Raw genomic sequence first — 12,151 nt, 5'->3', positions numbered from 1 at the left:
GAAAGCTGGAAAGCTGGAAAGCTGGAAAGCTGGAAAGCTGGAAAGCTGGAAAGCTGGAAAGCTGGAAAGCTGGAAAGCTGGAAAGCTGGAAAGCTGGAAAGCTGGAAAGCTGGAAAGCTGGAAAATTCTTGGTGATAACCTTCGTTCTGTCAACCTTTACCTCTTCTAACCTTCTAACCTTCAAGCCCTCTAACCTTCAAGCCTTCGAGCCTTCGAGCCTTCGAGCCTTCGAGCCTTCGAGCCTTCGAGCCTTCAAGCCTTCAAGCCTTCAAGCCTTCAAGCCTTCGAGCCTTCGAGCCTTCAAGCCTTCGAGCCTTCAAGCCTTCAAGCCTTCGAGCCTTCGAGCCTTCGAGCCTTCAAGCCTTCGAGCCTTCGAGCCTTCGAGCCTTCGAGCCACAGAATAATGAATAGGAATCTTTTCGCAAACTGCTGTAAACTTCTCACCCTCAATTCATACCGGATTTTCTTTAAATGCAGGACATCTGTTCTACACTCGAGCCGCTACTGGACAAGTATGCGGATGAAGAGGGTTTTACCTTCGATGCCATCCATGGCTTCTATACTGCCAGGGCCATCATCCCCTTCGAGCTAAAGGTCGATGAGCGTAATGATATTCTGTTTGGAGCCCCGGTAAAGCTTTCTAAAGAAGACTCCGTTCAGCTGGAACAGGCTCTTGAGTTGCTGTCACGTGCTATCGACAGACAGTTCAACGAAGAAGAAGGCTTCGAACTTTCCTGTGAAGAGTTTTCGGATCCGGATGATGAAGATCTGATGGACTGGTGCTGTGGTTTCGTCCACGCGCATATCATGACTGAGAAAAAGTGGTTCCAGGAAAATGAACAGGAAGTCAGTGAACTGCTGCTCCCGATCATACTGGGTTCTGGTCTGTTTGATGACGAGCCTGAGTTTGAAGCTATCCTGGAAAACGACGAACTCACTGAAGATATGTGCAGCCAGATTCCGGAAGTGCTTATGGAACTGTATTTGCTGTTTAACTCTCCGGAAGAAGCCAGCAGCAAACCACCCGCGAACAAGTCCAAGCCTGCGAGAAAAGGTCCACCACGCAAGCGTCGCTAATTCGACCAGCACTGCTCAATTCAATGAGCAGTGCTGTACTTCTGCTCATCAGGCTTCAGGCAGTTGTTCCAGTAAAAAGCGCCGAGTGTTCTCACCCATCACTTTCCTGATTTCTGACTCGGTAAAATTCTGTTTCATCATGGTTTCTGTCAATATCACCAACTCTGAAGCATCCATGGCAGTAGTCACTGAGCCATCAAAATCAGAACCCAGCACAACATGATCTTCACCTAACAAATCAATAGCGTAGCGAAGTGTTTTAACAACCCCTTCAGGAGAAAAGTCGCAGACAGCATCCCAGAACCCAATGCCACCCGGAGTTGAGGCAACCCGGTCGGAAAGCACTGGATTAGACTCAAAGCGCTCAGCGGCTGAAGCTAACTTGTATTTTTTAGCCAGTACCAGATTTTTGAACGTATCCCAGGTACCTGAACGATCATCACGAGCAAACAGGGAAACTGGCAGGTCGGCACCTCCCAGCTCTTTCCAATTAGTGACCTCACCGGAAAACAGGCGAGCGACATCCGTTATGTCCAGCTGATTAACAGCATTACGGGGATTCACAACAATAGCCAATCCATCAATGCCAACAACATACTCCGCTTGACGGGTACTGAAGTCACCCATGTCAGACAACATGGCCTGCTCTTTCGATTTGATCGGTCGGGAAGCTGCAGCAATCTGCCCTTCTCCATTGGCCAGTGCTTTAAAACCACTGGATGAGCCATGAGCCGCAATAAAAATGCTGACCAACTGACCTTTACTGGGCAAAAATCCGGTTACTTTGACTTCATTTTCCCGACCCGTTGGAAAAACTCCGACACTCTCCGCTCCCAGATATTTTAGATAGGACTCAGCCAATGACGGACCCAGTTTGGCACCCACTGTATTCGAGCCATGAATAGAAAACAGTAATTCCTCTTTAGCCTGAGTAGCGACTGAAAAGAGGGATATTAATGAGGAAAACAGCAGAAAACGAAACGTTCTTGTTATTGTCATGAGTAAATTTCAGAGCACATGTCTTATTTTTCGGTGAGTCTATCCGCGAAATGTGACAGAAATATGACATTCGTGACCGATGACCGCCTGTCAGCTCCGCTTGACGCCGACTCTGTGGAAAAAGTCACATAGCCATTTATGCTGAAAGAATCAGGGAAATTTCTCAGGAGTGAGGTTGTGGGCGATCCTATTAATGGTGGCGGAGCTTCTCCAGTAAGCCATTCACAAACAGCAGGCACTGAAAACCAGAAGCCAATCACTGACACAGTAACGGTCAACGGCAAACCCTACAACGTGGGTAAAGCGAAAGTTTGGGGACTTCGAATTGCACGAGAGGTCCTCGGTGTTCATGGTTTGGTTAAATCCGCTTATAACCATTTTCAGGGTAAATTGCATGATCATCGCGCTGACGGTAATGTAGCGGGTACATCAAAACCACCTTCAACACCTCTTATGGAAAGGGCTGCCCGCCCATTACCAGAGTTACCCAATAAACTAAGTGAATCACCCGATACAACCGGGTCAAAGCCTTCTTTCACACCCCCTGAAATCATAGATAGTGCTCCTGAAACTCCACAACCAGCCAAACCTCTGACAGTTCCTGAAATTATTAGCGATTTAACCTTCGGAGGCTTCGAGGGAGATGATGGTTTCTCTCTAAGCAAATTCTCTGATACCGTCCAGCAACTACCCACTTCCGACATCAAAACATTATTAGTCGATCACAACGACAAGCTGTTAGCCGAAAACATCAGGCAAGAAGTCCGTGAAATCTACGCAGAAAGAAAAGTCACCGAAGCATTAGGTCCAAGTTTTGATGGGGATGTGCAAGGCCTCAAAGACAAATTTGCCAAACGATACACTTCATCTCCAAAGCTCGCTAAAGCAGTGAATACAGAGATTAATCGTCAACTTAATATTCAGCAAGGCCCTGACCCCCGATCCCCGGAACTTCAGCAACTCACTCCTGGTCTGCAGGGTATATACAGCTCTGACAATGGAGCCAAACTTGGGCTTAGCCAAGAGTTTCCCAAAGCTCCTGATAACCCAGCAATAAATAAGCAGTTCAGTGAAATTGAAGGCCGCAGCCCAGTAATCAAAAATAGAATTGACAATAATCAAGCTTTCAAAGATCAGGCATTCCCAAAATTCACAAACATCCATCTTGGTAAAGCAGACCAAGCTTTCGCACCAGGTGCTCCTTACCATGCTGCAAGAGTTGACCTGCCTGGAGGCAGTTTTATTGCAGGACAGGGGCCCCTTGAAAACACAGAAACAAACTTTGTTAAACTGCTTGCTCATCATCGCCCAGCGGTTTCGATTTCTCTTGTCAACTCAGAGGAACTCAAAGACCCCTCAATATCAGGTAGAAAAAGCACCAAGCGTTCTATTGAAATAGGTCCAAAGGTAGTCGGAGAAGAAAAAGACTATGGCGGCGTCAAGGTAAAACTGGATGGACAGTATTCCTTTGATGAAGGCCGAGTGACGGTCAAACAGCTCTCCGTCAATGGTGAGACACAGTTCAGGGTGTATGACAAAGGCTGGGAAGACCATTCAGCAGGCAACCCAGAAAGATTGGCAAAGCTGTCAGTGCTCGTTGAAAAGCTTCGCGAGCATCCCTCCGTTGCAGCCAGGTCAGATAACCCCACAGTAGTGAACTGCAATGCGGGTGTCGGCCGAACCGGAACTTTTGTCACTATTAATAACAGTCTGAGGGAATATCAAAAGACGGGCCAGCCTCCACAGGATTACACCCAAACGATTACTACCGCTCGTCAGGTTAGAAACAAATTCGTTCAAACACCCGGACAGCTCAATACTGTCGCAGCGGTTCACGGGCAGTTCACCCCACTGTTTGACCCATTATTGAAAGAAGCTGGACTGACTGTTTCTACCCCGGTTCAAACGCCTGTTACCCCACAAGAAGCCCCTGAACCTGAAGATAATGGACTTAATTATGGTGCAGACGATTATGCCACCATTAACCGTGATGAACGGGATGCGGGCAGAATCAGAAGAGCTTCTCAGGATGATACTTATGTAAATACACGTGTAGAACGTGATACCTCTATTGAAGAAGTATCCGAAGAGGAAGATACCGTTGAACCACCTCCAATACTGACACCCAGTCCAGCACCTGAAGATACCAGCTCGGTAAATCAAACCAGCCAGCAACTGGAGCTTCTGAATCAATTGATTGCCGATGCAGAACAGGCACGCAAACCAACAGCAGATAGAATTAAGCAGAAAGTTTTTGAGGGCAAGTATGATACTACCGACCAAAATGGTCAGCCTGACATAAACTACGAAGCTTTGAGATTTGACCTGGTGAAGCTCAGTCGGCGCAAACAAGATGGCCAACAGCAGCTAGAAAAGGCCATTGGTTACATTCAAGAGTTTAAAGCCGAGGGTGGAAAATTAGCTGAAGCAGCGAGTAAAGTCGAAGCGTTTGCTAATGATTTAATCATCCCTAATATGCAGAATCAGGCTGGATACTATAATCGCCCAACAGGTCAGGTGGGCTCAAACTAACTACTTATTCACAAGCCAATCGCTAACTGGATGGAATTCCATCCAGAGCGTCTACTACATCCTCCAGCTCAGCAATGGTCTGACGAATCAGCTGCTTGTACTGGGATGCATCCAGCTTCTGCACTTCACCCTTGAGATGATTACGGGCACCATCAATAGTGAAACGTTTGTCATACAACAAGCTGCGAATCTGTCGAATGAGCAACACATCCTGACGCCGGTAATAACGACGATTCCCCCGCCTTACCGGTTTTAACTGCGAAAACTCCTGCTCCCAATATCGAAGGACATGGGATTTCACCTGACACAAGTCGCTGACTTCACCGATGGTGAAGTAACGCTTGCCGGGAATGACAGGGAGATCACTCTTCCTGAGCTCTGTTTCCTGCATAGGCCTCAACTCGTGCCCTGAGTTTTTGACCGGGCCTGAAAGTCACCACCCTGCGGGGAGAAATGGGAATCTCTTCACCCGTTTTGGGGTTTCGGCCGGGTCGCTGGCTTTTGTCGCGCAGTTCAAAGTTACCGAATCCGGATAACTTGACCTGTTCATTATTCTCTAATGCCTGACGGATGTGCTCGAAAAAATGCTCGACCATATCCTTGGCTTCGCGCTTGTTCAAACCGAGTTCTTCATGAAGACGCTCGGCTATATCAGCTTTCGTCAGAGCTCCCATGGATAACTTCCGCTCTCTTTATAACCGGGGAGCGCCCTGCTTAAACCCTGCTCAATAGCAGACTTGAATACAGACCGCTCTCAATGGCTGATTAGCTTCGGAGGCTGGCTCCAAATTCGGATTCCAGCCGACTTACGATACTGTCAATCAACTGATTAACTTCTTCGTCTTTTAGAGTGCGGGAAGCGTGCTGCAAGGTCAAGCCCAAAGCGAGACTCTTATGACCTTCTTCAATGCCTTTTCCGGCATAAACATCAAAGATGCGAACATCTTTCAGCAACTCTGAAGCTTCTTCCCGAATCACTTGATTCAGACTGTCAGCAGCCACTTCCTGTTTAACGATTAAGGCCAGGTCACGACGCACTTCAGGGAATTTAGACAGCGGTGTAAATGTTGTCACCTTACCCTGACTCACGGCTTCCAGGCTGGCTTCAAACATCAGAACAGCACCATCCAGACCCAGCAGACCCAGCTCTTTCGCCAGATTAGGATGCAGAGCACCCATGTGGCCAATCACCTTACCGTGACGAATCAAAGCGGCACACTGACCAGGGTGCATCGCATCGTGACTGCCTTTTTCAAAACGGAAGTCACCAGCCGCACCACCCAGTTCCAACAGAGCTTCCACGTCTCCTTTCAGATCGTAAAAGTCTACAGACTCAGCCTTCAATGCCCAGCTTTCCGGATAACGGCTTCCAGTGATCACTGCGGCAATCTGATTCTCTTGTCTCAGCTCATCACCTTCCCGAACAAAAGTCTGACCCGTTTCAAACAAACGAACACGGCTCTGTTGACGATTCAGGTTGTAGCTGACCGTTTTAACCAGGCCAGGCAGCAAAGTAGTACGCATTACCGACAGATCGCTGGCAATAGGGTTGGCCAGAGCTACGGGTTCACGCTTTGGATCAAACAGCTGGTGCAGTTTAGGATCAATGAAGCTGAAAGAAACGGCTTCCTGATAACCACGGCCGACCAGAACACGACGAATGTCGGATTCTTTAACTTTATCTTCATCTACTTGTTTAAGCTTCAGAAGCGCCGTCGGAATGGTTTCTGGCAGTCGTTCATAACCATAGATACGACCCAGTTCTTCTACCAGATCTTCTTCAATGGAAATATCAAAACGCCAGCTTGGGACAGAAACAGTCCACTCACCTTCTGCGGTGGCATTCAGTGCCAGACCCAGACGGGTCAGCAGAGCTTCGATCAGATCATTCTCAATGGTAATACCCAGAAGAGAGGCTACTTTTTCAGCTCTCAAAGTCACCGTGCTCAGAGTGGGCAGATGCTCTTCACTCACAACTTCAGCGACAGGTCCTGGCTGACCACCGCAGATTTCCTGAATCAGGGCGGTTGCTCTTTCAATAGCCTTGCGCTGTAGCTGGAAGTCCACACCCCGTTCGAAGCGGTGAGAAGCATCTGTGTGCAATCCGTAGGAACGAGCTTTACCGGCAATGGTAATAGGATCAAAGAAAGCCGCTTCTAACAGAACGTTGCGGGTAGTCTGGGAAACACCAGAACCTTCTCCTCCCATAACACCGGCAATACCCAGGGCATGCTTTTCGTCAGCAATCACCAGAGTCTCGGTGTTCATGCTGACTTCCTGACCGTCCAGCAGCACCAGCTTTTCTTCAGCTTTAGCCATACGAACAATCAGGGAACCATTCAAGGTATCCAGATCATAACCGTGCATAGGCTGACCCAGTTCCAGCATGACATAAGCCGTCACATCCACAACGGGATCAATGGAGCGGATACCAGAGCGACGCAGACGTTCAACCATCCACAAGGGGGTGGGCTTAGTGACGTCTACATCCTTGAGCACCCGGGTCAGGAATCGCGGAGCACCTTTTTTGGACTCAACAGAAACCTTGAAAGTATCATCAATACCTGGTGCAACAGGCTCTACCTGAACTTCGCTGACATCAGCCAGAAAGTTTGCACTGACTTCACGGGCCAGACCGGCAATGCTCAGACAGTCACCACGATTCGGTGTCAGGTCAACATCAATAATCTTGTCATCAAGGTTCAGGTATTCACGAATATCCTGACCTGCAACCGCATCGGCAGGTAACTCCATCAGGCCGTCAGAAGATTCAGCCATACCCAGCTCTTCTTCAGCACACAGCATGCCGAAAGATTCAACACCACGGAGCTTGGCTTTCTTGATTTTGAAGTTGCCCGGCGCTTCTTTTAAAGGCAATTGTGCACCTACCGTTGCAAAAGGCACACGGATGCCAATACGGGCATTAGGCGCTCCACAAACCACCTGGAACTCTTCCGAGCCGATGCTGACACGAGTTACGCGCAGCTTGTCGGCATCGGGGTGCTGTTCGCAGGCAACGATTTCGCCCACAACCACACCGGAAAACTCGCCCGCTACCGGGTCAACGTCGTCCACTTCCAGACCAGCCATGGTGATCTTGTCTACCAGCTCCTGGGTACCCACTTCCAGGGCAACCCATTGACGCAACCATTGTTCACTGAATTTCATATGCTTTTCTCAACTCCGTTATTCGATCTAATCGCTAAAAACTTTTCAGTAGAAATGTTCAATAGAGCCGTTAGTTGAACTGGCTCAGGAAGCGCAGGTCGTTATCGAAGAACTGGCGTAAATCGTTTACGCCGTAACGGAGCATGGCAAAACGCTCAACACCCATACCAAAGGCAAAGCCTGTGTACTTGCTGGTATCAATACCGGAGTATTCAAACACTTTCGGATGAACCATACCGCAGCCCAGAACCTCCAGCCACTTGGTAGAACCGTCTTCATTGAGTCCCCACTCAATATCCACTTCTGCAGAAGGCTCAGTGAATGGGAAGTAGGAAGGACGGAAGCGGACTTTCAGGTCGTCACGCTCAAAGAACACTCTCAGGAAGTCACTGAGAACGCTCTTCAGGTCGGCAAAGCTGACTTTTTCAGCTACATACAAACCTTCTACCTGATGAAACATCGGGCTGTGAGTCTGATCTGAATCGCAACGGTAGACCTTACCGGGGCAAACAATAGCAATGGGAGGTTTGTCACCCGCTTTGCTCAGGGCTTCCATGACACGAACCTGAACCGGAGAGGTGTGGGTTCTCAGTACCCTGCTCCCCTCATAAGAAGCGTCATTAAAGTAGAAGGTATCGTGCATGGCACGAGCCGGATGGTGACCCGGAATGTTCAGCGCTTCAAAGTTGTGGTAGTCGTCTTCGATTTCTGGCCCCTGAGCCACTTCAAAGCCGATATTACCAAAGTAATCGGTGATGCGTTCCATGGTACGGGTAATAGGGTGTACCGTCCCTAAATCCTGGCTGCGACCAGACAGGGTAACATCAATGGTTTCACTGGCCAGACGGGCTTGGAGAGCCGCATTTTCCAGACCTTCACGTTTCACATTCAGCGCAGCCTGAACCTGCTGCTTGGCTTCATTAATAAAGCCGCCTGCTTTCGGACGCTCTTCAGGAGACAGCTTGCCCAAACCTTTCAACAGCTGGGTCAATTCGCCTTTTTTGCCAAGAAATCGTACCCGAACCTGGTCCAGATCAGCAGCGTTGGCGGCCGACTCAACTTCAGTCAGAGCAGAGGTGACTATGGGTGAAACTAGTGTTTCCAGATTCTCCATGGGATTCCCGATAACCGATGCGTAGAGAAAACAAACCGCCAATTCTAACGGTTGAGAATGCATTTGAATAGATGCGTACTTGCCTTGCTTTACCGGTTTGTCAAAGCCAGGACGGGTTCTGGACAAATTATCAATGAAGACTTTGGCCGAAAGCATTCAAAGTGTATGGTTCAGACAACTATCAAAGAATGAGACAAGGAATGGACTATGAGTGCTCAGATTGACCTCTACACGGCAGCAACGCCAAATGGCCATAAGGCTTCAGTGGTCCTTGAAGAACTAGGCCTGGAGTACAACACCCATCGAATCAACCTGATGGAAGGCGAGCAAAAACGACCCGACTTTCTCGCCATGAACCCCAACGGTCGAATTCCGGTTATTATCGATCGTGAAGCGGATGACTTTGCAGTCTTCGAATCAGGCGCCATCATGATTTATCTGGCTGAGAAAACCGGTAAGTTACTGCCTCAAGACCCAAAAGGCCGGAGCCAGGTGATTCAATGGCTGATGTTCCAGATGGGTGGCGTAGGCCCCATGATGGGGCAGGCCAATGTTTTCTTCCGGTATTTCCCGGAAAAGCTTCAGCCTGCTATTGATCGTTATCAGAATGAAACCCATCGCCTGCTCAGTGTGTTGAACCATCATCTGGAACAGCATGAGTTTCTCGCTGGCGACTTCAGTATTGCCGATATAGCCAACTGGTGTTGGGCCAGAACCAGCAGCTGGTCAGGTGTTGAAATTGATGACTTGTCCCACCTGCAACGCTGGATTGACCAGTTACAGGCTCGCCCCGCCTGTGCCAAAGGGGTAGAAGTCCCACCCAGAGCCGATGCCGAAACCGTTGTTACCAGTGGCAAGAGCATGATCATTAAATAAACTTCCAGTTAACATGTATAGTGTTAAGGCTCCCCCCTCATTTATCCGGAGGGGGATTTGCTTTAAACTGCCCTCCTGATTTCAAAACCTTCCAGAATGATCTATGCAATTTTTTGTTAATGACCAGCCTTTGAGCTCGGAAACTCCTCTAACGCTCGAACAACTGCTGGAACAGATCAATCAGGCCGAAAAAGGTGTGGCACTGGCGGTCAACCGACAGATTGTCCGCCGCACCCAGTGGCCCCAGAAGAAAGTAGAAGATGGTGATCGTATCACCCTGATCAAAGCCACCGCAGGTGGTTGATAAACGATGCCTATAGCGAATAAAGAAACGCTTGGAATAACAGACAATTTTTAGGACTGCAGGGCTGGCATGCTAACCATTGCTGATAAAACATTTAATTCTCGCCTGTTTACCGGTACGGGGAAATTCAATAACAGCCAGACCATGGCTGAAGCCATCAAGGCTTCCGAGAGCGAACTGGTCACCATGGCACTCAAGCGAGTGGACCTGCATGACGACCAGGATGACATCCTCTCTCCACTGGTCGAAGCCGGTGTTAACCTGCTGCCCAACACTTCCGGCGCCCGTGATGCCAGAGAAGCGGTTTATGCTGCCCAGCTGGCCAGGGAAGCCTTGCAGACCAACTGGCTAAAGCTGGAAATCCACCCTGACCCCAAATACTTGCTGCCAGATCCCATCGAAACGCTGAAGGCCTGCGAAGAACTGGTTGAGCTGGGCTTTGTGGTTCTACCTTACGTACACGCTGACCCGGTTTTATGTAAAAAGCTGGAAGAAGCCGGTGCCGCTGCGGTCATGCCTCTGGGAGCGCCTATTGGCAGCAACCTGGGTCTGAAAACGGAAGAGTTTCTGAACATTATCATCGAGCAGAGCCAGGTACCCGTGATTGTGGATGCGGGTATTGGCAGCCCATCCGATGCGGCTAAGGCGATGGAAATTGGCGCTGACGCCGTACTGGTGAATACAGCAATCGCTGTTTCCAACAACCCTGTAGCCATGGGGCTTGCCTTCAAGGAAGCCGTAGTAGCAGGAAGACGTGCTTATGAAGCCGGTTTGGGCGCACGTTCACATCAGGCTCAGGCAAGCAGTCCACTGACGGCGTTTCTGGAAGATTTCTGATGTCATTCATAGACAAGTTTAACCAGTTAAACTGGGATGAAGTCAGGATGAACATCCTCAGCAAGACCGCTGCTGATGTTGAGAATGCCCTGTCCGCTCGCCGACTGACCCACGATCAGTTCCTGTCCCTGATTTCCCCGGCGGCAGAACCCTATCTGGAACAGATGGCACAGAAAAGCATGGCACTGACCCGTCAGCGCTTTGGCAATACTGTGCAGATGTATATACCGCTGTACCTGTCCAACAAGTGCACCAACATCTGCACATACTGCGGCTTTAGCCTGGGCAACAAGATTCGGCGCAAAACCCTCAGCATGGAAGAGCTGGATCGTGAGCTGCAAGCTATTAAAGCCATGGGCTTTGATCACATTCTGCTAGTGACGGGTGAAGCTGAAGGAACCGTCGGCACCGAGTACTTCAAAACCGTACTTGAAAAGGTTCGACTCTACTTCTCCCACATCACTCTGGAAGTCCAACCGCTGGATCAGAATGATTACGAAGAACTTATGGAGTTAGGTCTTGATGCGGTTCTGGTCTACCAGGAAACCTACAACCGTTCTGCTTATGAGAAATATCATCTGCGTGGCAGTAAAATGGACTTTGACTATCGTCTGGAAACCGCAGACAGGCTTGGTAAAGCAGGTATCGACAAGATCGGAGTGGGTGCATTAATTGGTCTTGAAGACTGGCGAACCGACTCAGCAATGACCGCCGCACATCTGGACTATCTGGAAAAGACTTACTGGAAAACCCGCTACTCCATCTCTTTTCCAAGACTTCGCCCCTGTGAAGGTGAGTTCCAGCCTGTCTCAATTATTTCAGACAAACAATTAGTGCAACTGATCTGCGCTTATCGACTGTTTAAACCTGAAGCGGAATTGTCACTGTCCACACGGGAATCCGAAGCATTCAGAGATAACGTTCTGCCTTTGGGCATTACCACAATGAGTGCGTTCTCCAGCACCCAGCCCGGTGGTTATGCGGATGGTGCGATTGAGTCTCTGGAACAGTTCTCAATAGATGACAACCGTCGCCCAGAAACAGTAGCAGCAGCCATCAAGTCAAAAGGTCTGGAAGCAGTTTGGAAAGACTGGGATCGCAGCTATAGTCATTAACAGGCTTTATCGGTTGAGCGTAAAACCCCGTACTTTGAGTGCGGGGATGTAAGCTCGTCGGCGATAGCCGACTAATGCGGTGTTCTCTGCTGCTGAACGTACTGTTTGATGACTTCTATAGGAGCGCCA

11 protein-coding genes are annotated in these 12,151 nt (G+C 49.2%); 6 read left to right on the top strand and 5 right to left on the bottom strand.

Going from position 1 to position 12,151, the window contains the following annotated elements; genetic code table 11:
* Nucleotides 1-471 precede the first annotated feature (471 nt).
* On the top strand, nucleotides 472-1,077 hold the full coding sequence (locus ACR2PX_RS05960; protein WP_433998448.1) for a YecA family protein: 606 nt from the start codon (nucleotides 472-474) through the stop codon (nucleotides 1,075-1,077).
* A 48-nt stretch (nucleotides 1,078-1,125) separates the two neighbouring features.
* Here the strand turns inward: ACR2PX_RS05960 and ACR2PX_RS05955 are convergent, their stop codons facing one another.
* The gene (locus tag ACR2PX_RS05955) at nucleotides 1,126-2,076 is read right to left on the bottom strand and encodes a substrate-binding domain-containing protein (protein ID WP_433998447.1); all 951 of its coding nucleotides are present in this window, start codon (nucleotides 2,074-2,076) and stop codon (nucleotides 1,126-1,128) included.
* Nucleotides 2,077-2,253: 177 nt separating this feature from the next.
* Between ACR2PX_RS05955 and ACR2PX_RS05950 the strand changes: the two genes are divergently transcribed.
* The gene (locus tag ACR2PX_RS05950) at nucleotides 2,254-4,608 is read left to right on the top strand and encodes a tyrosine-protein phosphatase (protein WP_433998446.1); all 2,355 of its coding nucleotides are present in this window, start codon (nucleotides 2,254-2,256) and stop codon (nucleotides 4,606-4,608) included.
* 22 nt (nucleotides 4,609-4,630) lie between these two features.
* Here ACR2PX_RS05950 and ACR2PX_RS05945 read toward each other — a convergent pair whose 3' ends face one another.
* The 4 genes from ACR2PX_RS05945 to pheS all read right to left on the bottom strand — a co-directional run bounded on the left by ACR2PX_RS05945 (nucleotide 4,631) and on the right by pheS (nucleotide 8,890).
* Nucleotides 4,631-4,999, bottom strand: coding sequence for a MerR family transcriptional regulator (locus tag ACR2PX_RS05945; RefSeq protein WP_034837363.1), 369 nt, complete (start codon nucleotides 4,997-4,999; stop codon nucleotides 4,631-4,633).
* The gene (ihfA, locus tag ACR2PX_RS05940) at nucleotides 4,971-5,282 is read right to left on the bottom strand and encodes an integration host factor subunit alpha (protein ID WP_433998445.1); all 312 of its coding nucleotides are present in this window, start codon (nucleotides 5,280-5,282) and stop codon (nucleotides 4,971-4,973) included. Before ihfA ends, ACR2PX_RS05945 begins: the two co-directional genes overlap by 29 nt.
* A 91-nt stretch (nucleotides 5,283-5,373) precedes the next feature.
* Nucleotides 5,374-7,776: a phenylalanine--tRNA ligase subunit beta gene (gene pheT / locus ACR2PX_RS05935; RefSeq protein WP_433998444.1), complete on the bottom strand. Its 2,403-nt coding sequence runs from the start codon at nucleotides 7,774-7,776 to the stop codon at nucleotides 5,374-5,376.
* Nucleotides 7,777-7,846: 70 nt separating this feature from the next.
* Nucleotides 7,847-8,890, bottom strand: a complete 1,044-nt coding sequence (gene pheS, locus ACR2PX_RS05930; RefSeq protein ID WP_433998449.1) for a phenylalanine--tRNA ligase subunit alpha — start codon at nucleotides 8,888-8,890, stop codon at nucleotides 7,847-7,849.
* 207 nt (nucleotides 8,891-9,097) lie between these two features.
* Here pheS and ACR2PX_RS05925 point away from each other — a divergent pair, with 207 nt between their 5' ends.
* The 4 genes from ACR2PX_RS05925 to thiH all read left to right on the top strand — a co-directional run bounded on the left by ACR2PX_RS05925 (nucleotide 9,098) and on the right by thiH (nucleotide 12,022).
* On the top strand, nucleotides 9,098-9,766 hold the full coding sequence (locus ACR2PX_RS05925) for a glutathione S-transferase family protein (RefSeq protein ID WP_433998443.1): 669 nt from the start codon (nucleotides 9,098-9,100) through the stop codon (nucleotides 9,764-9,766).
* Nucleotides 9,767-9,869: 103 nt separating this feature from the next.
* Nucleotides 9,870-10,070: a sulfur carrier protein ThiS gene (thiS, locus tag ACR2PX_RS05920; RefSeq protein WP_433998442.1), complete on the top strand. Its 201-nt coding sequence runs from the start codon at nucleotides 9,870-9,872 to the stop codon at nucleotides 10,068-10,070.
* Nucleotides 10,071-10,139: 69 nt separating this feature from the next.
* Nucleotides 10,140-10,907, top strand: a complete 768-nt coding sequence (locus ACR2PX_RS05915) for a thiazole synthase (protein WP_433998441.1) — start codon at nucleotides 10,140-10,142, stop codon at nucleotides 10,905-10,907.
* Nucleotides 10,907-12,022, top strand: coding sequence for a 2-iminoacetate synthase ThiH (gene thiH / locus ACR2PX_RS05910; RefSeq protein ID WP_433998440.1), 1,116 nt, complete (start codon nucleotides 10,907-10,909; stop codon nucleotides 12,020-12,022). The genes ACR2PX_RS05915 and thiH overlap by 1 nt, the downstream gene beginning before the upstream one ends.
* Nucleotides 12,023-12,151 lie beyond the last annotated feature (129 nt).

Source organism: Endozoicomonas sp. (assembly GCF_051008435.1).
In the GTDB taxonomy this organism is placed as follows: Bacteria; Pseudomonadota; Gammaproteobacteria; order Pseudomonadales; family Endozoicomonadaceae; genus Endozoicomonas_A.
The sequence above is the reverse complement of the archived record's forward strand: the minus strand, read 5'-3'. Positions and strand labels throughout refer to the sequence as shown.